The 24,382-nt window shown below is 64.4% G+C and carries 26 protein-coding genes and 1 tRNA gene; 13 read left to right on the top strand and 14 right to left on the bottom strand.

The features are described from left to right. Window positions 1–22 precede the first annotated feature (22 nt). Window positions 23–394 (top strand): hypothetical protein, encoded by a 372-nt coding sequence (locus tag D3D01_RS00455; RefSeq protein WP_121510885.1) that lies wholly within the window; start codon window positions 23–25, stop codon window positions 392–394. 52 nt (window positions 395–446) lie between these two features. Beyond that, on the top strand, window positions 447–1,301 hold the full coding sequence (locus D3D01_RS00450) for a UbiA family prenyltransferase (RefSeq protein ID WP_121510884.1): 855 nt from the start codon (window positions 447–449) through the stop codon (window positions 1,299–1,301). A gap of 124 nt (window positions 1,302–1,425) precedes the next feature. Here D3D01_RS00450 and D3D01_RS00445 read toward each other — a convergent pair whose 3' ends face one another. Further along, window positions 1,426–2,031 (bottom strand): DnaJ domain-containing protein, encoded by a 606-nt coding sequence (locus tag D3D01_RS00445; protein WP_233563185.1) that lies wholly within the window; start codon window positions 2,029–2,031, stop codon window positions 1,426–1,428. Between the two features lie 127 nt (window positions 2,032–2,158). Between D3D01_RS00445 and D3D01_RS00440 the strand changes: the two genes are divergently transcribed. Both D3D01_RS00440 and D3D01_RS00435 read left to right on the top strand, forming a co-directional pair. After that, the gene (locus D3D01_RS00440; RefSeq protein ID WP_121510883.1) at window positions 2,159–2,707 is read left to right on the top strand and encodes a DUF1684 domain-containing protein; all 549 of its coding nucleotides are present in this window, start codon (window positions 2,159–2,161) and stop codon (window positions 2,705–2,707) included. Between the two features lie 62 nt (window positions 2,708–2,769). Then, complete coding sequence (locus D3D01_RS00435; protein ID WP_121510882.1) at window positions 2,770–3,630, top strand: CPBP family intramembrane glutamic endopeptidase; 861 nt, start codon at window positions 2,770–2,772, stop codon at window positions 3,628–3,630. A gap of 832 nt (window positions 3,631–4,462) precedes the next feature. Here D3D01_RS00435 and D3D01_RS00430 read toward each other — a convergent pair. Together D3D01_RS00430 and D3D01_RS00425 are read right to left on the bottom strand one after the other, a co-directional pair. Continuing rightward, entirely contained in the window at window positions 4,463–5,821 is a 1,359-nt protein-coding gene (locus tag D3D01_RS00430) for an NAD(P)/FAD-dependent oxidoreductase (protein WP_101349723.1), read from the bottom strand. Between the two features lie 96 nt (window positions 5,822–5,917). Continuing rightward, the gene (locus tag D3D01_RS00425) at window positions 5,918–6,439 is read right to left on the bottom strand and encodes a response regulator transcription factor (RefSeq protein ID WP_101349724.1); all 522 of its coding nucleotides are present in this window, start codon (window positions 6,437–6,439) and stop codon (window positions 5,918–5,920) included. 216 nt (window positions 6,440–6,655) lie between these two features. Here D3D01_RS00425 and D3D01_RS00420 point away from each other — a divergent pair, with 216 nt between their 5' ends. Next, window positions 6,656–7,609, top strand: a complete 954-nt coding sequence (locus tag D3D01_RS00420; RefSeq protein ID WP_101349725.1) for a D-2-hydroxyacid dehydrogenase — start codon at window positions 6,656–6,658, stop codon at window positions 7,607–7,609. Here D3D01_RS00420 and D3D01_RS00415 read toward each other — a convergent pair whose 3' ends face one another. From D3D01_RS00415 to D3D01_RS00400, 4 genes are all read right to left on the bottom strand, one after another. Further along, window positions 7,610–7,990 carry a hypothetical protein gene (locus tag D3D01_RS00415; protein ID WP_101349726.1) on the bottom strand — a complete coding sequence of 127 codons (381 nt, stop codon included), beginning with the start codon at window positions 7,988–7,990 and terminating at the stop codon, window positions 7,610–7,612. It lies immediately after the preceding gene. A gap of 92 nt (window positions 7,991–8,082) precedes the next feature. Then, entirely contained in the window at window positions 8,083–9,120 is a 1,038-nt protein-coding gene (gene asd / locus D3D01_RS00410; protein WP_121510881.1) for an aspartate-semialdehyde dehydrogenase, read from the bottom strand. 68 nt (window positions 9,121–9,188) lie between these two features. Continuing rightward, window positions 9,189–9,623, bottom strand: coding sequence for a hypothetical protein (locus tag D3D01_RS00405; RefSeq protein WP_053968407.1), 435 nt, complete (start codon window positions 9,621–9,623; stop codon window positions 9,189–9,191). A 58-nt stretch (window positions 9,624–9,681) separates the two neighbouring features. Continuing rightward, the gene (locus tag D3D01_RS00400; RefSeq protein ID WP_121510880.1) at window positions 9,682–11,910 is read right to left on the bottom strand and encodes an AAA domain-containing protein; all 2,229 of its coding nucleotides are present in this window, start codon (window positions 11,908–11,910) and stop codon (window positions 9,682–9,684) included. 104 nt (window positions 11,911–12,014) lie between these two features. Between D3D01_RS00400 and D3D01_RS00395 the strand changes: the two genes are divergently transcribed. The 3 genes from D3D01_RS00395 (at window position 12,015) to D3D01_RS00385 (ending at window position 13,966) form a co-directional block, all read left to right on the top strand. After that, the gene (locus D3D01_RS00395; protein WP_101349729.1) at window positions 12,015–13,055 is read left to right on the top strand and encodes a tyrosine--tRNA ligase; all 1,041 of its coding nucleotides are present in this window, start codon (window positions 12,015–12,017) and stop codon (window positions 13,053–13,055) included. Between the two features lie 12 nt (window positions 13,056–13,067). After that, a complete protein-coding gene (locus D3D01_RS00390; RefSeq protein ID WP_121510879.1) occupies window positions 13,068–13,757 on the top strand; it encodes a class I SAM-dependent methyltransferase in 690 nt (229 codons plus the stop codon). A gap of 138 nt (window positions 13,758–13,895) precedes the next feature. After that, window positions 13,896–13,966, top strand: a tRNA-Gly gene (locus D3D01_RS00385). Window positions 13,967–14,268: 302 nt separating this feature from the next. Here D3D01_RS00385 and D3D01_RS00380 read toward each other — a convergent pair. Then, entirely contained in the window at window positions 14,269–14,583 is a 315-nt protein-coding gene (locus D3D01_RS00380; protein ID WP_121510878.1) for a hypothetical protein, read from the bottom strand. Between the two features lie 386 nt (window positions 14,584–14,969). On the opposite strand from D3D01_RS00380, the gene dinB reads away from it, so the two are divergent. Then, window positions 14,970–16,331, top strand: coding sequence for a DNA polymerase IV (gene dinB / locus D3D01_RS00375; RefSeq protein WP_121510877.1), 1,362 nt, complete (start codon window positions 14,970–14,972; stop codon window positions 16,329–16,331). Window positions 16,332–16,337: 6 nt separating this feature from the next. Here the strand turns inward: dinB and D3D01_RS00370 are convergent, their stop codons facing one another. Continuing rightward, the gene (locus D3D01_RS00370) at window positions 16,338–16,685 is read right to left on the bottom strand and encodes a hypothetical protein (RefSeq protein ID WP_121510876.1); all 348 of its coding nucleotides are present in this window, start codon (window positions 16,683–16,685) and stop codon (window positions 16,338–16,340) included. A 138-nt stretch (window positions 16,686–16,823) separates the two neighbouring features. On the opposite strand from D3D01_RS00370, the gene D3D01_RS00365 reads away from it, so the two are divergent. Continuing rightward, window positions 16,824–18,728, top strand: a complete 1,905-nt coding sequence (locus D3D01_RS00365) for a helicase HerA domain-containing protein (RefSeq protein WP_121510875.1) — start codon at window positions 16,824–16,826, stop codon at window positions 18,726–18,728. A 27-nt stretch (window positions 18,729–18,755) separates the two neighbouring features. On the opposite strand, the gene tpiA is transcribed toward D3D01_RS00365, so the two are convergent. Then, complete coding sequence (tpiA, locus tag D3D01_RS00360; RefSeq protein ID WP_008309909.1) at window positions 18,756–19,403, bottom strand: triose-phosphate isomerase; 648 nt, start codon at window positions 19,401–19,403, stop codon at window positions 18,756–18,758. A gap of 97 nt (window positions 19,404–19,500) precedes the next feature. On the opposite strand from tpiA, the gene D3D01_RS00355 reads away from it, so the two are divergent. Beyond that, window positions 19,501–20,106: a response regulator gene (locus tag D3D01_RS00355; protein WP_101349736.1), complete on the top strand. Its 606-nt coding sequence runs from the start codon at window positions 19,501–19,503 to the stop codon at window positions 20,104–20,106. 1 nt (window position 20,107) lies between these two features. Here the strand turns inward: D3D01_RS00355 and D3D01_RS00350 are convergent, their stop codons facing one another. From D3D01_RS00350 to hisC, 4 genes are read right to left on the bottom strand one after another with little or no spacing between them, the layout of a single operon-like run. Next, a complete protein-coding gene (locus D3D01_RS00350) occupies window positions 20,108–20,638 on the bottom strand; it encodes a multiprotein bridging factor aMBF1 (RefSeq protein ID WP_004515642.1) in 531 nt (176 codons plus the stop codon). A gap of 41 nt (window positions 20,639–20,679) precedes the next feature. Next, window positions 20,680–21,288 carry a CDP-alcohol phosphatidyltransferase family protein gene (locus D3D01_RS00345; protein ID WP_101349737.1) on the bottom strand — a complete coding sequence of 203 codons (609 nt, stop codon included), beginning with the start codon at window positions 21,286–21,288 and terminating at the stop codon, window positions 20,680–20,682. Continuing rightward, window positions 21,285–21,791: an adenylate kinase family protein gene (locus D3D01_RS00340; protein ID WP_121510874.1), complete on the bottom strand. Its 507-nt coding sequence runs from the start codon at window positions 21,789–21,791 to the stop codon at window positions 21,285–21,287. The genes D3D01_RS00345 and D3D01_RS00340 overlap by 4 nt, the downstream gene beginning before the upstream one ends. Further along, window positions 21,788–22,870: a histidinol-phosphate transaminase gene (gene hisC, locus D3D01_RS00335; RefSeq protein WP_121510873.1), complete on the bottom strand. Its 1,083-nt coding sequence runs from the start codon at window positions 22,868–22,870 to the stop codon at window positions 21,788–21,790. The genes D3D01_RS00340 and hisC overlap by 4 nt, the downstream gene beginning before the upstream one ends. A gap of 258 nt (window positions 22,871–23,128) precedes the next feature. On the opposite strand from hisC, the gene D3D01_RS00330 reads away from it, so the two are divergent. Next, complete coding sequence (locus D3D01_RS00330; RefSeq protein WP_101349740.1) at window positions 23,129–23,827, top strand: chemotaxis protein CheC; 699 nt, start codon at window positions 23,129–23,131, stop codon at window positions 23,825–23,827. 48 nt (window positions 23,828–23,875) lie between these two features. Next, window positions 23,876–24,328 (top strand): transporter, encoded by a 453-nt coding sequence (locus D3D01_RS00325; protein ID WP_101349741.1) that lies wholly within the window; start codon window positions 23,876–23,878, stop codon window positions 24,326–24,328. The last annotated feature ends 54 nt before the right edge of the window (window positions 24,329–24,382 follow it).

The following is a 24,382-nucleotide window of genomic DNA, read 5'->3' as shown; positions in this document are numbered from 1 at the left end:
CTCCAGTCCCTATAAACGATCAATGGAACACCTCGCACCGTCGAACGTGCCGGTGTATGTTACGCGGGACCACCAGCGCGAGATCTGGGAGCGCTGTCGGGACCGGGGCCACCCGGTCCTCGCCGTCCGAGACGCGACGCGGGGATTCATCGTTCGATACGACCTCCAGCATCTGTCCTACGAACTCTCGGACGCCACTGTTCAGGAACTGCGGGACCGTGTCCGCTCCCGCCGACCGTATCCGACGACGACGGACCCGATCTCGGAGACGGAGGGCGTCGGCGGCGAAGCCGGCCCGGTGTCCGGTGAACTCCACGCGGACAGCGAACAGGCCGCCAGAGAACTGGCCTCGCACATCTCTGGCTTCGTGCTCGACCGCTCGAACTGGCGGTAGTACCGAAACAACGCGGCTGGGGATTTTTGCCACAGCCGTACCTTGAGTCCGTATGGCAGTCGCCCGACACGAGACCGGTCCGCTCGCGACCGTGAGTGCCCTGGCCTCGCAGGTGCACCCGGTGTTTATGCTGCCACCGCTTGCGACCTCGCTGTTTGGGGGGTTGCTTTCCGGTGGGTTCTGGCCCCCGGTGGCCGCACTTCACGCGAGTGCGATGTTCTTCGCCGTCTACACGGCCCACGTCAAGGACGGCTACGTCGATTTCCACGTCCGCGGCGAGGACGACGACCACCCTCTCACTGGCTCGGGGTGTCGCATGGCGCTGGTCGGCGCTGGCGTCGGCTTTGCGCTCTGCACGGCAGCTATCTGGCTGTTGGTCGGTCCCGGCGCGGCGCTGCTGACGCTACCGACATGGGTTATCGGCTACACCCACGCGCCACAACTGGATATGAACCCTATCGGTGCGACGATGGGCTACCCGACGGGTATCGCGCTGTCACTGTTGGGCGGCTACTACGCACAAGTGACGACGCTGACGCCGCGTGCTGTCGGTCTCGCGGCCGTGTTTCTGCTGTTGCTGACCGGCATCAAGATAATTGACGACGAGCAGGACTACGACTACGACCGGTCGATACAGAAACGCACCGTCGCCGTCGTACTTGGCCATCAAGACGCCCGGCGACTCGCGTTCGGTCTGTTCGGAGCGGGCCTTCTCGGAATCGTTGGGCTGTCTGTGGCATTGCCCGGGGTCCCGCCGAGTGCTGCGGCGGCTGCGGTCGTCTTCGGGACGGTCGCGGCTATCGCCCAGCGGGGCGACCCTGAAACTGCGACGATGCTGCTGATCCGCGGCTCGTATCTTCTGCTGGCCGTCCTCGTTACCGCTGTTTGGTTCCGGCCGCTGTCGTGAATGTGGCTGTGCTGCCGGCTTCGCGTCTGCTGGCTCTCGAAACTGCCGCTGTGCGAACCGCTCCGTGCCAGTCAGCCCGAGATGTGTGTGAGGACATGGGTCGCCGAGACGGCGAGCGAGATGGTCACCATCGAGGCTGCCATGACACCGGCGACGACCGGTGAGAGGTCTCCAGTGAGGCCACCGACTGCGAGCAGTACGGCGGCAATGATCGTACAGACCAGCAGTGCCAGATGGACGAACAGCCACGGCCCGACACGTCGCAGTGACTCGAGCAGTGTCTCGACTCCCGACGGCTGTGCCGGCCGAACCCGCTCGCCGGGCCGGTAGTACTCCGCGGCAGTCCCGTACCCGTGCTTCCACCGCGGGTCTGGGTTGGCCGCTGTGTCGCTTTCGCCGTTGTCTCGCCTGCCGTCTCTGCGTCGGCTCGCTGGTCGACGTACTGCTGTGCGATGTCACTGACACCGCCCGTGGCTGTACCTCCGTCCGCGACGCTGTCGACGTGCCTGTTGACGTATGCGTCGTGGCCGAGCCGGTCGTATCGCGCTCGCTCGGCCTCGTCTGTGAGCACGTCTTTCGCCTGCGTGAGGCGCTTAAACCGGTCTCTAGCGGCAGGGTCGTCACTCACGTCCGGGTGATGCGTTTTCGTCTGCTCCCGGTAGGCGCGGACTATCGTCCCTTCGGTGGCATCTGGGTCCACCCCCAGAATACCGTAGAACGTCGCTTCCATACACACCCCTGTGTAGTTATCGAGTTGGACTATACGTATAATAAGGTATTCACTCCCTCACGACACGATATTGCCGAGCTGTCGCTGAGTCGCCGGACTGAAACTGCGTGGCCACCACCGTCTCAGTATGGACGAAGACACCGAAGACTGGGCAGCGCAGTTGGAGGCCAACCGGGCCGAGAAAGACCGCTTCTTCGCAGAGCATCGCCAATCACCGATTCCGCCCGAGGAACGCGACGAGTTCGACGGACTCAGTTACTTCGACCCGGACCCCGACTATCGGGTCGAAGCGACCGTTACCGTTCACGAGACACCGGAGTCGGTCGATCTGGAGACGAGCGACGACCGGGCGGTGCGCTATCTCCACGTCGCAACACTGTCGTTCGACCTCGACGGCAAGTCCCGCGAACTCCACGCGTTCCGGCAGGCCGCCGACGAGTCACGGACGCTCTTTGTCCCGTTCCGGGACAAGACCACCGGCCAGCAGAGCTACGACGGCGGTCGATACATGGAACTGGAACCCGACCGCGACCTGAGCGACGGCGACGAGATTACGCTGGATTTCAACCTCGCCTACTCGCCGTTCTGTGCCTACAGCGACACGTTCTCCTGCCCGTTGCCGCCGGAGTCGAACTGGCTCGATGCGGCAGTGACGGCCGGCGAGCGGACCGACTGAACGCGGGTCGCGACACCAATACCAAACGAATTGTTTACACATCGCCACGACCAAGGTAGCGTATGGCAACGGCGACCCGCGACCGTCCGGTTCTACAGGCCTTCCAGTACGGGTTTACGCTTTTTTCGGCACTCTCGCTGGGTGTGATAGGACTCGGGTTCGGCTCGATCCTGCTTCTCAGCATCGCTTTTTTCCTCTCACTCGGTGCCGGAGTACAGATAACGCAAGTACAGACGCTGGTCCTCGGACTGATAACAGTTCAGGGAATCGGCTGTCCGGTCATCGCGTACACGTACATCAAACTCAGACCGGTAATCAGAGCGAAGGTCCGCGAGGTGTTCTCCTATGCACCGGACACCGGTACATTCAGTATCGGCATTGCTGTACCGAGTCTCCGTGAGGCCGGCATCGTCGTGCTGGGCTACGTCAGCGCGATGGGCGGACTCGTGGTGGTTGCCACCATTATTACGACACTCGTCTCGCTGTTCGGGATCGAAACGGCAACCAATCAGGCGGCTGAGATTGGCATGGAAAACCCTGATGTCCTCCTCCTGTTGATCCCTGCCTCCTTCCTCCTCATCGGCCCGGGCGAGGAACTGCTGTTCCGCGGTGTCGTTCAGGGCCGCATTCGGGACTACTTCGGCCCAATCTCGGGCGTCACTATCGCGAGCGTCATCTTCGCCGGCATTCACTACCCCGCCCTTAGTGGCGGGTCGGTCACGGGGAAACTCGTCGGGGTGGGTGCCCTTCTCGTTCCGTCGCTCATCCTCGGCGCCACCTACGAGTACACGGACAACATCGTCGTCCCGTCACTCATCCACGGCGCGTACAACGCGACGCTGTTTACTGGCCTGTACGTCTTCGTGAAATTCAGCGGTGACCTCTCGTCCGCTCCGGCCGTGCTCGGTATCAGCGGCTTCTGACCGGCCCCTATCTCACCAGGTCCGCAATCTGGCAGGTCCGTACCTGACTTGAATGATTTCCTGCCCTGTATTCGCAAGGGATACCAGCGGCGACCTGTCTCTCACCGTCCCGGCGATAGCACATCTTCGTCTCACCCCTACTGCCGAAAATCGGCGAATCCGACGGCCTGCTCTCCGTCTACAACACCGAGCAGCAAGGGCTGGATGCCGACGCTGCATATCAGCGGTGGAGTAGCAACTGGTCCATCGATGCGGAAATCGAACTCAACGGTAGGCTATTCGAGACAGCCTGTTTCGTTGCCCGTCCACCGGTCAACTACGTTCAGAGAGGACGAACAGGCCTTCGTCGAACTGCTTACCCGCTGGCCCAGATACGAACTGAGCCGATGCGACGGGCAGAGCCAGTGGCCGCCACAATCCTGCTCACATCGAGTGTTGCGTAGCCGGCTCGCAGAACGATTTCCGACGCTCTCGGGACACACCTCCGTCTCCAATTAACAGTAGCATGTCGCCCGGAACACTAACGTCCGGCATCATCCTCGGCGGTGTGCCATGTCAGCCGGCAAACCCTCGTGCCGGGCGGGTCGTCCACAGACGACCAAGTGCGCGAGCGGCGTCAGCCGCGAGCGCGGGTGATTACGGCGTAATCACCGAACGCCCAGACGGTGCAACCGTCTGGCGGGTCGCCGGATACGGCGACCAGATGCGGTGTGAACCGCGGTCATGTCGCGTGCCCGGGTTCTCCGGGTCGTCATTGTCCCGGTGACGGGTCTCAGCCGGGGATTAAAGGCACGCAGATGTATTTCGCCGGTGGGACACCTAAGGGTGACGTTCAGACGGCGTAGTCGTCCTCGCGCAACTGGACGTACTTGCCGTTACGGTAGGAGAACTTCCCCCATTTGTAAGCCAGAACCATCTTGATGCCGTTGAAGCCGCCACGGAGCGCTGCGTCGGCCTTGATGCCGCGGGCGTCCATCAGGTCGTTGGCGGTGGTAAAGGCCCGGTCCCAGTCGCCGGGCCGCCAGTCCCGCACCATGTCCGCGAAGGTGACGTTCCGGAGGATTTCGTCGCCGATGGCGTCGTGCCAGGCGTCGTTGTAGCGTTCGAGGCGGTCGTTCGCGGCGAGGCGGCCGGCGATCTTCCCAGTGCGAACAGCGACGTGGTCGCCGCCCTCGTGGAACGCTGACGTAGTCCCCATTGCCCCACCGGCCACGGCAATGCCGGCACCAACTGGGGACTCTATCGGGCGGGTCGAGGAGATAGGGTACGTCTCTGTGCCCTTCGATTTTCCCCGGTCCTCGACAAGCGGGAAGTCGTCGAGGTCGTACGCCTGAAACTCCCGTTCGAGCAGCCGTTCGATGTACTGCCGTCCCTGCGGGATGCTGTCGTCGCTCGCTTTGAGCAGGTCCCACTCGCTGCGGTCGTACGCGTCGATATTCAGCCCGATAGGCATCGTCAGACCGATGCGGGCGACCGGGGCGTCGTTTGGGAAAATCCACGGATACGCTGTGTGGCCGGGCATGATGCCCCACCAGAACTCGATGAACTCCGGTGTGAACAGTTCCTCCGGCATCCGGCGGTGCTCTTGATAGGCGATGTGATTGACCTTGTTCGACGGCATGATGTCGGCCATCGTCTGCCCGTCTGGGAGAAACTGATCGAGCGTCCCGCCGGTGACGGTTCGCTGGGGGCCATCCGCGAGTATCACGTACTCCGCAGCGATGTCCTCGCCGTTGGCCAATCGAACGGTGTGTCGCGGCGAACTCCGCAGGTCGGTCTCGACGCCGGTGACGCTGACACCGACGCGGTAGTCCGCGCCCGCTTCCGTCGCCCGTCTGCGGAGCCAGTCGTCGAACCGCGCTCGGTGAAACGTGATGCCAAAGCTGTCGGCGCTAGAACTAATCCCGGTCTCCGTGAGCGTCATCTCCGTCGAAGGACCATAGAACTTCGCCCCGTCGAGTTCGCTCAACACCACGTCCTCGGGGAACTCGGACCGGGGAATACCCATGATGTCGAACCAGTAATCGAGCAATCCGGCGGCATCTGTCGAGTCCGGTCCCGCCCCCTCGCGGTCGGCTCTGGGGACCCCCTTTTCGAGGAGGACGGCGTCGGCCCCGTGGTCGGCTGCGGCCTCGGCCGCCGACGAGCCGGCCGGGCCACCACCCACAATGGCGACGTCTACGTGTTCCATACCCGCTACGGTGTCCCGCGCCCGCTAAAACCTATTGTCTTGCATCGAAACTACGGTGTGACGCGCTCACCGGACTGAACTGGAACGCCCTGCGCGCTACGGTCCGGACACTGCGCCGCCGAGTGATACGTCGTGTCGCTCCAGCCGCTTGACGACCCGCTGGTACGCGTCGCTCTCAGCGAGCGCTGTGGCCCGGACAGCGTCGGCAACTGTTGCTCGGCGGTCGGCGAGGCCCAGGAGCTCGCGGCGTTTCGCCTCGTACTCACACCGGGTACGAACGGTCGAAAGAACCGACAGCAGAGTGTCCCGGTCAGCGGGCTTTCTGAGATACGAATCCACAGGGATATCCAGAATATCCACGTCAGGCTTGACGCTACTGATCATGACGACCGCAGGGGTAACTGTCCGCTGTTGGAGTTTTTCCGCGACCGTTGCGCCGCTCAGGTCCGGCATCTGGCGGTCCAGCAATACCGCATCGGTTGTGTCGTCGATGCACTGTAACCCTGTACGGCCGTCTTCCGCTTCTATAACCTCGTATTCGTCCGGAAGCCAGAGCTTGTAGAGCTGTCTGTAGTCCTCGTCGTCATCGACCACCACAATGCTCGTCGGTCTCCTCATCTCTTGGAACTCATACGCTGGTCATCCTACAAATATGCTAAGATATCGGTGTACTATTACTACAAATTTTACTAATTCAGGCTGGTAATTCTCCTACTCTCTAGATGTAGAAATACCAACACCAGCCTTGGCGTGCGACCAGCGGTCTGCCGGCACCGTTTTGAGGCCCCCGCGTGGAACAGCCGGTATGGCTCCGCACGCCACAGGAGGGGTTCAATGGCCGATATCGTCGTGATGAGATACGACGTTCACGGGATGCCGGTCGACCAGTACGCGACTGCGCTCCGGGACCGACTGCCCGAGTGGGACATCACCGTCGCGGAGACACCAGACGCCGAGCGCGACCTGATTGCGGAGGCGACAGTCCTGACCGGTAATGATGTTTCGCCGAAACTGGTCGATGCGGCCGACGCCCTGGAACTGTTTGCAGGGACGTACGCTGGATACGACCACCTTCCGCTGTCGGAGTTGGCAGACCGCGACATCGCCCTGACGACGGCCTCCGGGGTCCACGGCCCGAACGTCGCCGAGAACGTCGTCGGCTCGTGGCTCGCCTTCGCCCGCGGTTTCTTCACCGCCCGCCGCCACCAGCGCGAGGGCGTCTGGCAGTCGTTCCACACCGACGACTTCGCTGGCAGCCGCGTCTGCGTTGTCGGCCTCGGCGAAATCGGGCAGGCCATCGTCGACCGCTTGCAAGGGTTCGACGTGGAGACCGTCGGCGTCCGCTACTCGCCGGAGAAGGGCGGCCCCACCGACGAGGTGTACGGCTTCGACGAGATTCACGAGGCCGTCGCCGATACGGAGTACGTCGGACTCGCCTGCCCGCTGACCGACGAGACACACCACCTCGTCGACGAAGCGGTGTTCGACACGATGCCCCCCGAAGCGGTGCTCACCAACGTCGCCCGTGGCCCCGTTGTCGATACCGACGCGTTGGTCAGTGCGCTACAGCGCAACCACATCGGCGGCGCGGCACTGGACGTGACCGACCCCGAACCGCTGCCCGGCGACCACCCGCTGTGGGACTTCGAGAACGTCCTCATCACGCCACACAACGCCGGCCACACGCCGAGCTACTACGATCGACTGGCCGATATTGTGGCCGAAAACGTCAGGCAGGCCGAGCGAACCGGCGAGTGGGACGGGCTCAGAAACCAGATCGAACTGTAGTCACTGCCGGCTGGCGAGATGGCCAGCGCGGGCTTCGTACACCAGATACGAGACGACGGTCACACCAAACACGCCGCCGAGTAGGTGCGAGACTGTAACGCTCCCGAGGCTAGTTCTCCCGACGGTACCCTGCAGCAGTTCGACTACGGCCACTACCGCCGCGAGCCCAATGTACCGCCAGCGAGCCGCGACCGGAAGCGTCTCGCTATCACCTGCCAGCGCGAGATACAGGTGTGTGCCAGCCAGAACGGCGAAGTACGTAGCTGCGACGAGCACGACCGAGGCAACAGGGCCGAGTGGAACCGCCCGGAACAGGAGCGCCCAGACGAGGACGACAGCGCTCACCACCCCGATCTGAAGCTTCGTATCGCGGGAGACCATATGCCAGAAGTCGAGTCTGGCCGTGAAAAAATATCGGATCGCCTAGCAGTTCTCGTGCGACTCGGAAGAACGGCGCTCGGCGAGCGTGACCGTTACAGATAGCCGCGCTTGTTCAGCAGTTCGCCGTTCAGCACGCTCGCACCGGCGGCACCGCGCATCGTGTTGTGCGCGAGGCAGTTGAACTGGACGCCGTCCGTCGTCTCGCGGAACCCGCCGACTGCGACGCCCATGCCGTCCTCGACGTTGCGGTCGAGGCGTGGCTGTGGGCGGTCGGGTTCCTCGAACACCGTGATGAGTTTCTCCGGCGAAGACGGCAGGTCGATGCCGGTAACCGACTCCATCGCGGCCTCGGCGTCGGCCGCAGAGATGTCCTCGGCGGTGTCGGCCCAGACGTTTTCGAGGTGGCCGTCGAGCGTCGGGATGCGGTTACAGGAGGCGGCCACGTCCATCTCGTTGAGGTGGACCTCCGCGCCGTCGAACGAGCCGAGCAGCTTGCGCGATTCGGTCTCCATCTTCTGCTCTTCGCCGCCGATGTGCGGGATGGCGTTGTCGATGATCTCCATCGATGTGACGCCAGAGTAGCCCGCACCGGAGACGGCCTGGAGCGTCGAGACGCGCACGTCGGTCAGGTCGAACTCGCGGTCCAGCGCGGCCAGGGGCGGGACCATCGTGATCGTCGAGCAGTTCGGGTTCTTCAGGAGCGCGCCGTCCCAGCCGCGCTCGTCACGCTGGACTTCCAGGAGGTCGACGTGGTCGGCGTTGACCTCGGGGATGATGAGGGGCACATCCTCGTCCATCCGGCCGTTGGAGGAGTTCGACGAGACTGTGTAGCCGGCCTCGCAGAACTCCGGTTCGACTTCCGCGCCGACGCTCGACGGGAGTGAGGAGAAGATGAGATCGACGTCGTCGGGCACCGAATCCGGGTCGGTGGCGCGGACTTCTAACCCGGCCACGTCTTCGGGAATCGGGGAGTTGACGCGCCACTTTGCGGCGTCCTTGTATGTCTCGCCAGCGCTTGCGTCGCTGGCGGTCAGTGCTGCGATCTCGAACTCGGAGTGGGGGTCAAGCAGTTGGATAAGTCGCTGCCCGACCGCGCCAGTCGCACCGAGCACACCTACGCGTACAGTCATCGGTTGACACACGGCTACGGGTGGTCAAAACAGTTTGGATACGGGGCCATGCCGCTGCCTTCGTCGGGTTACTCGCGCTCGGTGTCTTCGAACACCCATTCGATAACACGGGCCTCCACGAGATCCCGCTCCTCGACGTATGGGTCGTCGCGGTTCGCCAGCGTCTCCGCGGCCTCAGCGCGCATTTCGGCTTCGATTTCCGTATGGTCCGGTTCGTCTCGGATGTCATTCAGCAGTGCCTCGAAATCCTCACGGAGATCGAAGGACGCGCGGGCAGCGTTACACCGCGACAGCGGGCTCATTCCGGTCTCTAACACGAGGTCCCGCACCGTCTCCCAGTCGGAGCCACAGAAGTAGATGGACACCTCGCCGACGATGTCCTGCCAGGCGATTGGGTCTGCGTGCTTGAGCAGCGGGACCGCCCGCGGCGGCAGATCGAGACGGGTCTCAGTGTCGGGATTCCCGCACAGACAGCATGCCTTCTCGGTCTTCCCCGTGTACATATGAGACAGTTGTGTCGGACGTATTTGGACCCATCGCAGTTGGGCGGTCGCTGGCCGGCTACACCGGAATGAATTCGGGGTCCACGTCGTTCAGGCGGTCGGTGTTCGAGACGAACTGGTAGAAGTCGCTGTAGAGATCCGTACACTTCCCGTCGGCGTCGTAACGGAGTGTGTGCCAGTCGGCGACGACGGCGCAGTAGCGCTTGGCCCGCGTGAGCGCGACGTTCAGCCGCCGGGGGCCGTCGACCGGCCGCCCGAGGAACCCAACGGTTCCGTCGGCGTTGCTCCGGACGAGCGAGAGGACGATGGCTGTCCGTTCGCCGCCCTGAAACGAGTCAATGGTGTCGACAGTCACTCCGTCTCCGGCGTCGGTTCGCTCTGCGAGCATCTCCCGGATGCGTGACACCTGCGCGCTGTACGGCGTGATGACACCGATTTCCTCGGCAGGTACGTCTGCCAGCAGGTCCTGAACGAGATGCGCGACGAGGCGGGCTTCGGTGGGATTCGCCTTGGAGTGCCCGGCGGTTTCGACCCGACCGCCGACGTTGTACCCTTCAAGCGCCGGCCTGTCTGGGAGCGGGTCGACGGCGCGACCGTTCCGTAGCGTCCGGTCGTAGAACCGACGGTTCGGGAAGTACGCGATGTCGCGGTGCATTCGATACTGGGTCTGTAGCTGGAGGCCGACACCCTCGTAGATGCCGCCGTCAGCGTAGAGATGCTCGAACAGCGAGTGGCCGTAGCTCGACGCCGGCGGTTCGTCGCTGGCGCTGTAGGGCGGGAGCTGTCGGTGGTCGCCTGCGAGGACGGCGCGGTCGGCCCGGACCAGCGGGATACACGACGCTGCGCAGGTTGACTGCGTTGCTTCGTCGAGGACTACCAGGTCGAACTCCCTGGCGAGCGTCGCGGCGCTGTTGTTCGTTACCGCCACTACGTCAGCCCGCCCGGGTACGTCGCTGTAGGCGCGCCCCACAACATCGTTTGCTGACTGGCTCGCGTTCACGCGGTCGAGGGTGTAGTCGCCGTCGCCGTGCTGGCCATAGGCGTGCAGCGACTGCGGGTCGGCCCCGTCACCCGTCGACGACCCTGCCACGAGGTTGTCGACGGCCTGATTCGAGTCCGCACACACCAGCACATCCTCACCGGCCTGTGCGGCCCGCCGGACGATTTCGACGAGCGTCCGCGTCTTCCCTGTCCCCGGTGGGCCGTGGATACAGAACAGGTCGTCGGCCAGCAGCGCATGCTCGACAGCCAGTTGCTGCTCCTGATTCAGTTCCCCGTCGAACTGGTCGCTCCGGGCGGCAGCCCCGTTCGAGAAGGTTATCGGCCGGTCGCCGGCGAGTACGGCCCGAAATCGGTGGTCGGTCAGCAACTCAATCGCCGCACGTTCGCGGTCGAACGGAACGGGATTGAGCAGCGCCGTGAGCCCGTAGGTGGCATCACTGTCAGTGAGTGCGCTTTCGAGTGTTGTCGCCCCGTCGACCTCGCCCCAGTCCACCGCGAGCCAGACCGAACGCCCGCGGATGCGCTCGACTGTCGCCGGGACAGGGAACGGGTCGTCGCCGCGTCCGCGCTCCCTCTCGGCGTGAATCAGCACCTCGTTTCCCTCGTGAATGCCGAACACGGATTCGACGACAAACGCCCAGTCACCGTCCCACTCGGCGGCGATGTCAGCGGGTGGGTCGACGCGAAACCGATACGCTCCGTCATCACGGCCGCGCGCGTGCAGGTCGGGGACTGCATCACCACCGGCCCCGTACACCTCGGCAGGTGAGCGCCGTTCGGCGCGCTCTCGGTTTTGCTGGCGAGTCGCCGCACGTTCGCGCTCGACGTGAGACCGCAAGCCGTCGATCAGTTCTGCCGACGGGATCGGATTTCGGGGCGGTTCGCTGTCGTCTATCGGTGCGTCGTAGGAGGGTGGGTACGTTTTCGGGACGTAGTCGGAGTGCCAGAACCGGAGACGGTCGGCCAGCCCCGTGGCTCCGAACCCGTCCGCATCGACGAAGTCCCGCTCGCCGTCGCGCTCGAAGACGAAAATCTGTCCGTGTAACGAGTGGTCAGTGAAGGCGACGTACTCTCCCGTCGGTCGCGCCGAGTCTGGTTCGTGTAATGGGATACAGACCCAGTCTTCCGCGGGATGGGCGAGCTCGTCGTGGTGGGCCGCAAACTCGGCAACGGGCCGCGCGGGGACGACATCGCCGCTGTCGTCGAGAGCAGCGTCGGTAACGGCACACAACGACGCGTCGTCGAGGGCAAACGACCCGATGACGTGGTCGAACAGGAGGGACATCTATCGCCGATTGTGCGCCGCTGTGGTAAAACAGTACGGCCCACCTCGACAGCGCGTCACACCGGACAGGAACGTTTTAATCGCCGGACCGGCCACACTGCGGTATGGATACCGCCGAGCGACTCGATCTGGTGACGCGACACACCACAGAAGTCGTCACCGAGGACGAACTGCGGACGCTGTTCGAGGAGAGCGACCCGTCGGCGTACATCGGCTACGCGCCGACCGGCGAGATGCACATCGGTCACTTCACGACGATGCGAAAGCTCGCGGATTTCCTGCGGGCCGGCGTCGACGTGACGGTCCTCATCGCGGACCTGCACGCCCACCTCGACGACAACAAATCGCCCTTTGATCTGCTGGATGCCCGCTCGGCCTACTACGAAACGGCCATCGAGGGGATGATTGAAGCGGCCGGCGCAGACCCCGAGGACGTGGAGTTCGTCCGCGGGACTGACTTCCAGCTTGACGAGGAGTACACGCTGGAGATGTACCGGATGGCCGCCGAAACGACGATCTCCCGCACGCAGCGTGCGGCCAGCGAGGTCGTTCGCGAGTCCGAGAGCCCGAACCTCGGCGGGCTCATCTATCCGCTGATGCAGACGCTTGACGTGAAGGCGCTGGACGCCGACATCGCCTACGGCGGCGTCGATCAGCGTGGCATCTACATGCTCTCGCGTGAGATTCTGCCGGACCACGGCGGCGAGTCGCCGATCTGCCTGTTCGCGCCGCTCCTGTCCGGTCTCTCGGGCGGCAAGATGAGCGCATCCGACGAGGCGTCGAAGGTCAACCTCACCGACAGCCCCGACGAGGTTGACGAGAAAATCGGGCAGGCGTACTGCCCGGCCGGCGAGGTCGAGGAAAACGGCGTGCTGGAGTACCTCGAACACCTCGTGTTCCCGGTGCTGGACGTCCGCGACGAGTCCTTCGTCGTCGAGCGCCCCGAGGAGTACGGCGGCGACCTCACCTACGAGAGCTACGACGAGGTCGAATCGGACTTCGTCAGCGGCGAACTCCACCCCGCCGACCTGAAGCCGTCCGCCGCGGGCGCTATCTCGGACGTTATCGACCCGGTCCGGGAGCGCCTGGCCGACGAGGAGGACCTCCTCGCCGAGGCCTACCCCGAGAAGTACGGCGCGGAGTAACGCCGCGTCGCGATGCCCCCCTCCGACCCGAGCGCCGACAGTGAGGAACCCGCGCGCTCGCGGGCCGCCGTTCGCCGGACGTACGAGGACATCGGCGATCACTTCTCGAAGACCCGCGAGTACGCCTGGCCAGAGGTCGAATCGTTCGTCGACGAGTCCAGCAGTGCTCGAACGGCGCTCGATGTCGGCTGTGGCAACGGCCGCCACGCGGAACTGCTCACAGAGATCGCTGACCGCGTTGTCGGCCTCGACGCCAGCCGCGCGCTCCTGCAGGCGGCGACCGACCGCGTTGGCGACAGTGTCACGCTCTTGCAGGGCGACGCGACGCGGCTCCCGCTTGCTGCCGGGTCCGTCGACCTCGCGGTGTACGTGGCGACGCTGCATCACCTCCCGTCGCGGTCCGCCCGCCGCGCCAGTCTGGACGAACTGGCTCGCGTGCTCGCGCCGGGCGCTCGCGCGCTTCTCAGCGCGTGGAGTACGGCCCACGACCGCTTCGACGCCGGCCCCGACGCGGACGCAGGCTTTGACACGACAGTCGACTGGACGCTCCCCGGCGGCGAGACAGTGCCGCGGTTCTATCACATCTACGCGCCGGCCGAATTCGAACGCGATGTCGCCGACAGCAACCTCCGGCTCGTCTCGATGGAACTCTCAAGCGGCAACTGTTACGGGGTTGTCGAACCAGAAGGGAAACGCACTTAATTGCCTTCCATCTATGAGTGTATACGTTCGCACTCGGGCGGTCCCGATTCGAGAGAATCAGGGCTGCATGAGTGAGCGGTGGTGGTGAGCAAATCCAACGGATTTGCGAACGACGCCGCGAGCGAACGGCGTGAGCGAGCGGCGGTGGTCTAGTGGTAGGACCTGAGCCTTCCAAGCTCATGGCCCGGGTTCAAATCCCGGCCGCCGCATTCTGCGAGGAACGGACGTGACGAGCGAAGGCCGTACGGCGGGATTTGAATCACGCGAGACGAGCGCAGCGAGTCTCGCCATCGGGTTCAAATCCCGGTCGCCGCACTTTTTCGACGAACAATTCGTGAGTCGGAAATGCGGAATGGCGGATTTGAACTACGGAAATCCGAGCGATAGCGAGGATTTGCAGTCAAGTTCACTCCCGGTTGCCTAATTCTGGCGTGACAACAGCGACCGACTGAAGCGGTAGCAGGCGGTCTTGCCTTCGAGAGCCATTCAGCCGCCGCGACCAATCGACACTTCACTCCGGTTCGACGGCCGCTTCCTCGAACTCCTCCCAGTCGTCGCCCATCCACTCCTGCAGGCGATCAGTAACGCCCGCGAAGTCCTCGCCGTCTTCGAAGGACTCTACGACGACCCAGCCATCACCGTCGCGGTTGTAGCCAAGGCTATAGCCCCGGTCGCCGTCGATGATGACGACGAACGCGGCCACTACGTCGAGGTCGGGGAAGAACCCGACCGGCGCAAATCCGTAGTCGTCGTGCTGGGCTTCGAGGGCAGAAATCTCGCTCGTCGAGAGCGGCCTGTCCGGCAGCGAGTTCGTCAGTTCCGTCATTACGTCGCAGTCACGTGGAGAGGACTGAAAACGTTTCGAGCGGAACGGACGCAAAGTCTGTGCCAGATAGCACTGCAGCCAACATTGAAGTGTTTCCATGCGTTTTGTTAACATGGAGCTTCTGACGCTCCCGGCGGGAACGACCGTCGTACCATCCGGGATTGGCATCGGCGGACGACCACTCACCGGTGGAGCGATGGCCACTCCACCGGCCACGTATCGCTTTGAAACCAACGGCGTACGGAGCACCTGACACCCAACCCCCACCCCCACCACTTTCCCTGCTCCCGCCTTTCGAGGTGTTTTCGATACATCGGACAGTACCCTGACCTGATGCGTTCGGCGAGGGCCGGTGGGGTTTTCTGCCAGTACACGTAGCGTCGAGTATGGACGCTGCGCGACTCCCCGGGACCAGCGGACCCGAGCAGATTGTCGCGCACGTCGACATGGACTGTTTCTACGCCGCCTGCGAACAGCGGCGGGAGCCGGCGCTCCGCGGGGAACCACTCGTCGTGGGAATGGGCTACGAGAACGGCACGACACACGGGGCCGTCGCGACGGCGAGCTACGAGGCGCGGGCGTACGGCGTCGAATCCGCGATGGCCATCTCGGAGGCCCTAGAGCGGCTCCCCCGGAAGGTCGATGCCGTCGAGGACCCGGACCTGGACGTCGAGGACGCGGGGTTCTACCGCCCCGTCGACATGGACTTCTACGAGTCCGTCGCCGCGGACGTCCGGGAGATACTTCACGCTGAGGCAGCGGTCGTCCGCGAGGTGAGTATCGACGAGGCGTACCTCGACGTCACCGACCGGGTCTCTTGGGAGACCGTCGACTCGTGGGCGCAGGACCTGAAAGACACAATCGAGTCGGCAGTCGGCGTGGTGGCCAGCGTCGGCGTCGCCCCGACGATGAGCGCCGCGAAGGTGGCGAGCGACCGCGACAAGCCCGACGGGCTGGTCGTCGTCGAACCCGGAGATGTCCGCGAGTTCTTCGCCGACCTGCCCGTCGAGGACGTCCACGGCGTCGGCCCGGTCACCGCCAGCGAACTCGATTCGCTCGACATCGAGACCGCAGGAGACCTGGCGGCCGCCGACCCGGAACTACTGGCCGACCGCTTCGGCGAGCGCGGCCGCGAGATACGCCGCTACGCCCGCGGCGAGGACGAGCGGTCGGTGACCCCGAAAGGCGACCCCAAGAGCCTCTCGCGGGAGTCCGCGTTCACCGAGGCGACGACCGACTCGGAGGCCAAGTGCCGGCAGGTCCGCACGCTCGCCGAGGCCGTCGCCGACCGCGCCCGGCGGAAGGGCGCGCGCTACCAGACCATCGGCATCAAGGTCGTGACGCCGCCGTTCGACGTGAACACGCGCGCCCGGTCGCTCCCCGGCCCGGTCGAGGAGCCCGATCTGGTCAAGCGCGTCGCGCTGGACCTGCTCGGGGAGTTCGACGACGACCCGGTCCGGAAGGTCGGCGTCCGCGTCTCGAACCTTGATTTCTCGGCCGGCGAGCAGGCCAATCTGGACGGGTTCAGCGGCGACGCTAGAACCGAGGAGACGAGCGATAGCTCCGTCGCCGACAACAGCTCAGAGAGGGCCAAAGAACAGAACGAGGAAGGACAGGTCGGACTCGGAACGTTCGGTGGGAACGACGAGGGAAACGAAGCTGCGGGAGATGCGGCAAACGAGGGAGAAGACACCGTCAGTACCAACATTTCGCTCCCGCCCGGCCAGACCACCCTCACAGATTTCTAACGGTGTTCAGGCGACGCCGTGTTCCAGGTTTTCGAGCAGTTTCCCGACGAACAGCCCGGCCCGCGGGGAGATGGTGTCGTCGGCCGGCACCTCCGTTGGGTGTGCGGCCAGCGTCTCGGCGAACCGCTCGCTGTGAGTCATCGCGTGTAGCATGTCGACCACGTCGACCACCAGTCCCTCGTCGCTCGTGTCCATGCCGGCGTAGCGCTCCTTCTCCACGTCGGAGTAGGAGATGGTCCAGGCCGGGCCGCCGGCGGCCGCAACGATGTCGTCCAGCGGTGCCACTTCCAGGGGTCCGTCGGGGCTCCCGACGTACACGGTCCCGTCCTCGACGAACGTCTCGTATCTGTCCATGGACAGCCCTCAGCGAACGAGTGTGTCAAGGTGTCCCACCACAATAGCCGTTGCCCTCCGCCGCGAACCTGTTCCACAGTTGATGGGCGTCTGACGGAGAGTTATGGGGTGTGAGCGTCTCCGTTCCGACAGTAACGCATGGCAGAGACCGAACAGATAACTGTCGCGACGACGAGCGCGGGGCCGGGTGGGACCGGGGAGCCGGGCGAGACGGTCAATCTCCCGGTGGTGGAACTGCTCACCGGCCGGGGGTTCATCACCGGCAAGAGCGGGTCCGGGAAGTCGAACACGGCGAGTGTCATCGCCGAGAAACTGCTGGACAACGGGTTCGGCCTGCTTATTGTCGACATCGATGGCGAGTACTACGGCCTGAAAGAGGAGTACGAGATCCTCCACGTTGGCGGTGACGAGGAGTGTGACATTCAGGTCACGGAGGACCACGCCGGCAAGATCGCCTCGCTGGCGCTGGAACAGAACGTCCCCATCATCCTCGACATCTCGTCGTTTCTCGACGAGGAAGAGGCCGAGACGCTGCTGACAGAGGTCGCAAAGCAACTGTTCGCCAAGGCCAAAAAGCAGAAACAGCCGTTCCTGATGCTCGTCGAGGAGTGCCACGAGTGGATGCCCGAGAAGGGGTCGATGGGCGAGGTCGGGAAGATGCTCATCAAAATCGGGAAGCGCGGCCGGAAACACGGGCTTGGCATCGTCGGCATCAGCCAGCGCCCCGCCGACGTGAAGAAAGACTACATCACCCAGTGCGACTGGCTCGTCTGGCATCGCCTGACCTGGAACAACGATACGAAAGTAGTCGGGCGCATCCTCGACAACAAGTACGCCGACGCCGTCGAAGACCTGGACGACGGCGAGGCGTTCATGATGAACGACTGGGCTGAGCAGGTCCGCAGGGTGCAGTTCCACCGCAAGCAGACCTTCGACGCCGGCGCGACGCCCGGCCTCGACGACTTCGAGCGCCCGGAACTCAAGTCCGTCAGCGACGACCTCGTCTCCGAACTGGAGACCATCAGCGAGGAACAACAGGAGACGGAGAACCGCATCAAGGAGCTCCGGGAGGAACTGGACAAGAAGAACTCCCGCATCGCCGAACTGGAGGCGGAACTGCAGGACGCCCGGGACCTCTCGCGGATGGCCGAGCAGTTCACCGAGGCGATGGTGGAGCAGGCTGAGGACTACAACCCCGGCCGGACGGAACAGGAGAACATGCGCCGCAAGCGCGAGCGGTTCGCCGACCAATCTCCGTCGGACGGCGACGCAGACGCCGAGGATGAGGCGGACGCCGACGGTCCCCGCGACGAGCCCCCCGAACCAGACGAGACGGCCGATGCCACGTCGGGCGGCGGGTTCGGCGACGCGTTCAGCGCCTTCGCCGCGGACGAGGCTGCGATGAACGGCGGCAGCGCCAGTGGCGGCGCGGACGCGACTGGGAGCAGCGCGGACGCTAAATCGGTGTCGGATGCCAGCAATACGGACGCAGAGCCGGCGTCAAATGGCCACGCTGACAACGCTGCTGTGGCGACGAACGGGGACAGCCCAGACAGCAGTGCGGCGGGCGTACCAGTCAACGGCCGGGCTGAGACGGACATCGCTGAGGCTGACGACGACGCTCTGAGAGCGGCCATCGCCGAGGCCGTCGAAGCTGAGCAGTCGGCGGAGGTGACCGGAGCCACCGACGACGAGATGCCCTCAGATGTCGACGGTCCCGCCGTCTACGCTGACCTTCGAGCCGACATCGAGGAATTGGACCGAAAGACCTGCCGGATGCTCGCGTACTACCGGGATCAGGGACCCGGGACGCCGCTAAACGCCCACTTCTCGGCAGGCGGCTCCGGCGACCGGACGGCGGCCTACGCGCGGAACAGGGAGCTCCGGCTTCGCGGGCTGGTCGAACACGTCGGCCGTGGAAAGTACGACGCCCGGCTGGCGGCGCTGGTCCGAGAGGAGAGCGACCGCGGACTCGACGACGATGAAGTCAAGTCGGTGATCTCTCGACTCGAACCGGCGTTTCTGGACGGAGACAGCGACTGAAAAGTTCGAACCTCGACGACAGCGATTCTACAGCAGCGGTTCGACGAGGTCTTCCAGCGCCGCGCGCGGGTCGTCAGCTTTCGCAACGCCGCTTGCCAGCAGGACGCCGCTCGCGCCGAGGTCGCTCGCCGAGACGAGGTCCTCGCCGGTCGAGATGCCGGCCCCGCAGAGCACGTCCACGTCGCCGTTGACGCGGGCGGCGGCGTCGACTGCGCCGGTCACGATGTCCGGGTCGGCCTTGCTGACGGGCGTGCCGGTCCCGATGAGTTCCGGGGGCTCGACGGCGACGCCGTCGGGGTCGAGCGCGGCGGCCGCGCCGATCTGTGCGGGGTTGTTCGCACAGACGATGGTTTCGAGGTCCGCGCGGTCGGCGGCGTCGAGCGCGCCGTCGATGTCCGCGAGCTTGAGGCGGTTCTCGGAGTGGTTCAGCAGCGTCCCGACAGCACCGGCGTCCGCAGCGGCCTCGGCGAGGGTGCTGCCGGTGTGGCTGCCGTGTTCGACGGCGCTGACGTGCTGGGCCCACGTCTCGACACCAGTCTCCGCCACAGCGCCGATCTGTGCGGCCTGTGGCGCGACGGCGACACGGACACCGGAATCGTCGCTGACGTCAGCAGCGGCGGTCGCTACTTCGACTGGATCACACGGGTACGCCTTCAGATTGACAAGGACGAACATACGAAACGCACCGGTTGCTGTGGGGAAATAGGTTGCGAAGCCGCCGTTTGGCGTCCCTACCACTTCGCCTTCGATTCTCCCGAACCACGGCTCGGGGATGACAGTTATTACGGTTCAGCCGAGACAAGAAACGAGACAAGCCGTGACAGCAGGGGATGATGACACACCGACCGTTCTGATAGTCGAGGACGAACAACATCTGGCTGACCTGTACACCGACTATCTGTCCGACCAGTATCACGTCCAGACGGCCTACAGCGGCGAAGAGGGCTTGGAACTGCTGTCGCCCGACATCGATGTCGTGCTGCTCGACCGCCGGATGCCGGTCGTCTCCGGCAACGAAGTGCTTGCACAGATCGAGGAGAAGGGGCTTCGATGCCGCGTCGCGATGGTGACCGCCATCGACCCCGACTTCGACATCATCGAGATGCGCGTCGACGACTACCTCGTCAAGCCTGTCACCCGGGACGACTTGCAGGAGGTCGTCGACCGACTGTACAAAATCCGGGAGTACAACAACCGACTCCGGACGCTCACGTCGAAAAAGCTCAAGCGCAATGTTCTCCGGGTCGAGAAGACCGACCGTGAACTCCAGGACAGCGAACGGTATCAGGCACTGCAGGACGAGATCGAGCGGATCTCGTCGAACGTCGAGTCACTCGCGAACGAACTCGATGTCGAGAAAGACGACCTCCAGCTGTGACCTAGTCCTTTCGTTTCACGACGTCGCCGAGCGTGTACTCGCCGTCACTGCTGCCGCCGGACCACTCCGTTTCGTCAGCGCTACCGCCGGCGCTCAGAGAGATTTCGAGCGCGCTTTCGAGCTTCTTTTGTACGTCGTCGCTGGGCAGCGAGTTGCCCTGTTCGAGCTTCCGGATGAGGCTCGCCTTCTCGTTGAGTTGCTTGGCGAGTTCCTCCTGGCTGAGGCCCTGTGACTCTCGGCCTTTGCGGATCCGGTCGTCGTAATCCTGTGCGATCTCGTCCATCTCGTCGAACATATCCCGGCGGCGGCCACCGGATCCGCCACCACCCGAGGAACTCGATGAGGAGGACGAACTCGACGACGATGACGAGGAGGACGACGTCGAGTACTTCGTCGACGTGGACGACGTCTCCTCCGTCTTGACCTCGGTGCCGAAGTCGGTACACTCGTCACAGACGTCGAGTTCGGCGCCCTCGATTTTGACGCGGTTCGGAGACGAAACCTCCGTTCCGCACATCTCGCACTGAACCATACCGACGGCTTGGACGGGGCGCGGTATAAATGGTGCGCTGGCTACTCCAGCGCGACCATCGCGTGATAGAACCGCTGGACGGCGGTAACGTGCCCAACGACGGCGAACACGACCAGCAACCAGCCGACCAGCGTCAGGCCGGCCAGTGCGGTCGGGACGAACGCCGCGACGCCTGTGACAACACCGACGAGCGCAAGCCGGTCGGCCCGCCCGAGCAGGCCGCCGTAGACGCGGTCGAGGCCGACCGCCTGAGCCTGCGTTCCGAGATAGGAGGTCATCAGGACGCCGGTAACAGCGGCGATGCCGAGCGCCCACTGGCCGACGCCGGCGGCGAGGCCGATGATGATGCCGATATCGGCGTAGCGGTCGAGCACGTGGTCCAGCAGGTCGCCGCCCGAGGACGCGACGTTCAGTTCTCGCGCCAGCGCCCCGTCCACGAGGTCGAGCCAGCCGTTCAGGAAGACGAGAACGGCACCGCCGAGATACAGCAGCGGCTCCCGCGTTGCGGCGGCGTACACCCCACCCGCGCCGAGCGCCAGCAGGAAGGCGATGACGCTGACGCCGTTGGGCGAGAGGCCGGCCACCTTCGCGGCGCTGACGAACGGGCCCAGCGCGCGGTCGGCCAGCGGGCGGAACTTGTCGAGTGTCATAGCCAGTCGATGTAGGAGACAGTGCCCGCGCTCGGCTCGCGCTCGCCAGCCACGACGGCCTGAATCTCTTGTGCCACCGCGTCGGGGTCCCGGTCCGTTGTCTCTATTTCGTAGACGGAATCCACGCCATGCTCTTCTACGGCTTCCCCGAGAATGACGTCGAGCGCTTCTGACTCCGCGTTCTCGTAGGCCTTCGAATCGTCGTCGCCGCGCTCTCGAAGTCGCTCGACGATGGTTTCGGGGTGCGCTCGCAGCACAATCACGCGGTCGGCGTCGAAGTGATGCGCGAGGTGGGATTCGAACAGCACGTCGTCGCGGCCGTCGAGCCACTCGGACAGCCTGTCGAGGTCGGCGACAAGGCTCCCACGGTCTTCGTCGATGCCCGTCGAGAACCCCTCGGCCTTGATGATGTCGTTGAGGTGGAAGACATCGAAGTCTGTGTCGAGGTGTTCCGCTGCCGTGGTCTTGCCCGTCCCCGGCGTGCCAGTAACGGCGACCCTCACGGCTCGACCACCTCGATGACCTCGTTCAGTACCGAGACGGCGCGCTCCGTGTCCTCGCGCGTCCCGCAGGTGATACGGATGCATTCGGGGAGCCCGAACGAGGAGCAGTCGCGGATGATGACGCCCCGTTCCTGGGCGGCGTCCGCGACGGCCGACGCGTCGCCGACCTCCGCGAGAATGAAGTTCCCCGCGCTGTCCCAGGTCGGCGCGTCGAGTTCCTCGGCGAGGTACTCCCGGGCCCACGCGGCAGTATCGACGGAGCGCTCGACGTGCTCGTCGTCGTCGAGCGCCGCCAGCCCGGCCCGGCAGGCGAGTTCGCTGGCCGAAAAGGGCGTGTTGATGCGGGCGTAGGCGTCGGCCCAGTCGTCCGGGACGACCGCGTAGCCAAGGCGAATCCCCGCGAGGCCGTAGGCCTTCGAGAACGTTCGCAGGAGCGCAACGTCGTCGCGGTTGTCCAGTAATGGCCGCTTGCTCGGTTTCTCGGTGAACTCCCCGTAGGCTTCGTCGACGACGACCAGCGTCTGCTCGTCGGTTTCCTCTGCGATAGTCCGGACCGCGTCGGTCGTGAACTCCGCGCCGGTGGGGTTGTGCGGGCTGGTGAGATAGACGATCCGCTCGCCGTCGTAATCTTTCAGGACGGTGTCGCCGGTCTGAGCGAAGTCGTCGGCCTTCGAGAGCGTGTACTCGTTGACCTCGCCGTGGTGATAGCGTGCGCTCATCGCGTAGTACGCGAAGCCCGGTGACGGGACGAGCACGTCCTGGCCGGGTTCGAGCATCGCCCGGGCGAGGCAGTCGAGCGCGCCGTCGCCGCCGTTGCTCAGCCACACCTGTTCGGGCGTTACGTCCCACATATCCGCCAGCTCGTCGACGAGGTCGGCGTGGGAGGCCTTCGGATAGGAGTGCATTCGCTCGGCCGCCCCGCGAATCGCCTCGACGGCTCTCGGGCTCGGCCCGTACATGTTCTCGTTCGACGCCAGCTTCACCATGTCGTCCGGGTCGAGGCCGAGTTCCCGGGCGACTTCCTCGATACCGCGACCTGCCCGATAGACAGTGTGAGCGGAGAGGTCCCGTGGTTCCATGGCTGTGCAAAACGGACGGGGCGGCTTAAGCGTGCTCACATCGGGCGTGGCCGTGGCTTCCCCAGTCAGTGTCGCACAGAAATCCGCTGGCGGCTTCCCGTGAGAAACCCGTCGATGACGGGTACGACACGGAATAGCACGCTCCCCACCGAAACCCTGTCAGTCAGTGGTAATGAGCGTTACGGTGACCCACCGTGCAGCCCCGGGACGCCGTCCCCACCGAAAACGGTAACATACCATAGGTCCTGTTAGCCTGCAATGCCGCTTCTCATCGATATTCGGAAACTCACGCTCATCACCAGACTCATTCAGGATGGGGCCGAGCAGGTCGCTGATTCGCTGGCGACGCTGGCCGGCGTCGACGCGGCCGTTGAGATCAAGAGCCTCTCGTTCGTTCAGCCGGAGGACATCGCCACCGAGATGGGCGGCGGGAATATTTACAGTGCTCGCGTCCGGTTGACAGAGCCGCCGTACGGCGTCTTCCTGATGACGTTCGAGACGGAGACAGCCGCGGAGATTGCGGAGTTAATGACCGGCTCCAGTGTCGACGATGGGTTCACACAGCTCCACGAGTCCGCGCTCCAGGAGATGTGTAACATCCTCACCTCGGGCTTTATCGACGGCATCGCGAACACGCTGGACGCGACCATCAACATGGGGACGCCGACGGTCGTCCAGGACGACGCGACCGAGATCGCCGACAAGGCCCTCTCGCACGTCCGCCGGGACTCGCTGACCATCGTGCTCGACTCGCTGGTCGACATCAAGGAAAGCGACGTGGCGTTCTCGCTTCGTATCTTCCTCATCCCCGACCCCGGCTCGTTCGTCCACCTTATCGACCAACTGGACTACGACACCGACCGCGAAACCCACATCTCCGCCGACACTGACGCGGTCAAGGAACTCGATATGTCGGGTGATGCGGACGCCCTCGATGCCTTTGATTCCTCGAAGTAGCTGGACCAAACCCACGACGTTGAAGAGGGTCGCGTCCAACCGCCGGATATGAGTGTCGTAAACGCGGCTGTCTTCGGGGTACACCTGATATTCGCCGCGCTGTGGGCTGGAACCGTGTTGTTCATGACCTATGCCGTGCTCCCGACGGCGCTGAACGGCGACTCCTCGCCGGGGCCGCTGTCGGCGATTACCGCGAAGCTCCAGACGGTGTCGCGTGCGAGTGCGACGCTCCTGTTTCTGACGGGGGGACATCTGGCAGCGACCCGCTACACCGCTGAGTCGTTGACTGGAACCGGTCGCGGCCACCTCGTCATTACGATGATCGTCCTGTGGTTCATTCTGGCCGGCCTTGTAGAGGTCGGCGCATCGAAACTCAGCGATGGCTTCGCCCAGCAGAAGGTACGCGAACCGGCTCGGAACGCGCGCCCGTTCCTGCTGGGGGCGTCTCTCGTGTCGATTTTACTTCTGCTTGACGCCGGCGCTATTCTCGGCCTGTACTGAACAGCCGGCATCTCGGTCCCCGGGCTCGACTCACGGACACCTGTATCAGCAGAT

It is taken from the genome of Haloarcula sp. Atlit-7R, assembly GCF_003666065.1.
In the GTDB taxonomy this organism is placed as follows: Archaea; Halobacteriota; Halobacteria; order Halobacteriales; family Haloarculaceae; genus Haloarcula; species Haloarcula taiwanensis.
The sequence above is the reverse complement of the archived record's forward strand: the minus strand, read 5'-3'. Positions and strand labels throughout refer to the sequence as shown.

Excerpts from the sequence above, each read along its gene's own strand:
- D3D01_RS00425 (WP_101349724.1), bottom strand. The coding sequence starts at position 6,439 with ATGAGGAGACCGACGAGCATTGTGGTGGTCGATGACGACGAGGACTAC.
- D3D01_RS00420 (WP_101349725.1), top strand. The coding sequence starts at position 6,656 with ATGGCCGATATCGTCGTGATGAGATACGACGTTCACGGGATGCCGGTC.
- D3D01_RS00455 (WP_121510885.1), top strand. The coding sequence starts at position 23 with ATGGAACACCTCGCACCGTCGAACGTGCCGGTGTATGTTACGCGGGAC.
- D3D01_RS00405 (WP_053968407.1), bottom strand. The coding sequence starts at position 9,623 with ATGTACACGGGGAAGACCGAGAAGGCATGCTGTCTGTGCGGGAATCCC.
- D3D01_RS00325 (WP_101349741.1), top strand. The coding sequence starts at position 23,876 with ATGAGTGTCGTAAACGCGGCTGTCTTCGGGGTACACCTGATATTCGCC.
- D3D01_RS00430 (WP_101349723.1), bottom strand. The coding sequence starts at position 5,821 with ATGGAACACGTAGACGTCGCCATTGTGGGTGGTGGCCCGGCCGGCTCG.
- hisC (WP_121510873.1), bottom strand. The coding sequence starts at position 22,870 with ATGGAACCACGGGACCTCTCCGCTCACACTGTCTATCGGGCAGGTCGC.
- D3D01_RS00390 (WP_121510879.1), top strand. The coding sequence starts at position 13,068 with ATGCCCCCCTCCGACCCGAGCGCCGACAGTGAGGAACCCGCGCGCTCG.
- D3D01_RS00415 (WP_101349726.1), bottom strand. The coding sequence starts at position 7,990 with ATGGTCTCCCGCGATACGAAGCTTCAGATCGGGGTGGTGAGCGCTGTC.
- D3D01_RS00445 (WP_233563185.1), bottom strand. The coding sequence starts at position 2,031 with ATGGAAGCGACGTTCTACGGTATTCTGGGGGTGGACCCAGATGCCACC.
- dinB (WP_121510877.1), top strand. The coding sequence starts at position 14,970 with ATGGACGCTGCGCGACTCCCCGGGACCAGCGGACCCGAGCAGATTGTC.
- D3D01_RS00400 (WP_121510880.1), bottom strand. The coding sequence starts at position 11,910 with ATGTCCCTCCTGTTCGACCACGTCATCGGGTCGTTTGCCCTCGACGAC.
- D3D01_RS00350 (WP_004515642.1), bottom strand. The coding sequence starts at position 20,638 with ATGGTTCAGTGCGAGATGTGCGGAACGGAGGTTTCGTCTCCGAACCGC.
- D3D01_RS00435 (WP_121510882.1), top strand. The coding sequence starts at position 2,770 with ATGGCAACGGCGACCCGCGACCGTCCGGTTCTACAGGCCTTCCAGTAC.
- D3D01_RS00345 (WP_101349737.1), bottom strand. The coding sequence starts at position 21,288 with ATGACACTCGACAAGTTCCGCCCGCTGGCCGACCGCGCGCTGGGCCCG.
- tpiA (WP_008309909.1), bottom strand. The coding sequence starts at position 19,403 with ATGTTCGTCCTTGTCAATCTGAAGGCGTACCCGTGTGATCCAGTCGAA.
- D3D01_RS00380 (WP_121510878.1), bottom strand. The coding sequence starts at position 14,583 with ATGACGGAACTGACGAACTCGCTGCCGGACAGGCCGCTCTCGACGAGC.
- D3D01_RS00440 (WP_121510883.1), top strand. The coding sequence starts at position 2,159 with ATGGACGAAGACACCGAAGACTGGGCAGCGCAGTTGGAGGCCAACCGG.
- D3D01_RS00330 (WP_101349740.1), top strand. The coding sequence starts at position 23,129 with ATGCCGCTTCTCATCGATATTCGGAAACTCACGCTCATCACCAGACTC.
- D3D01_RS00365 (WP_121510875.1), top strand. The coding sequence starts at position 16,824 with ATGGCAGAGACCGAACAGATAACTGTCGCGACGACGAGCGCGGGGCCG.
- D3D01_RS00370 (WP_121510876.1), bottom strand. The coding sequence starts at position 16,685 with ATGGACAGATACGAGACGTTCGTCGAGGACGGGACCGTGTACGTCGGG.
- D3D01_RS00395 (WP_101349729.1), top strand. The coding sequence starts at position 12,015 with ATGGATACCGCCGAGCGACTCGATCTGGTGACGCGACACACCACAGAA.
- D3D01_RS00355 (WP_101349736.1), top strand. The coding sequence starts at position 19,501 with ATGACAGTTATTACGGTTCAGCCGAGACAAGAAACGAGACAAGCCGTG.
- asd (WP_121510881.1), bottom strand. The coding sequence starts at position 9,120 with ATGACTGTACGCGTAGGTGTGCTCGGTGCGACTGGCGCGGTCGGGCAG.
- D3D01_RS00450 (WP_121510884.1), top strand. The coding sequence starts at position 447 with ATGGCAGTCGCCCGACACGAGACCGGTCCGCTCGCGACCGTGAGTGCC.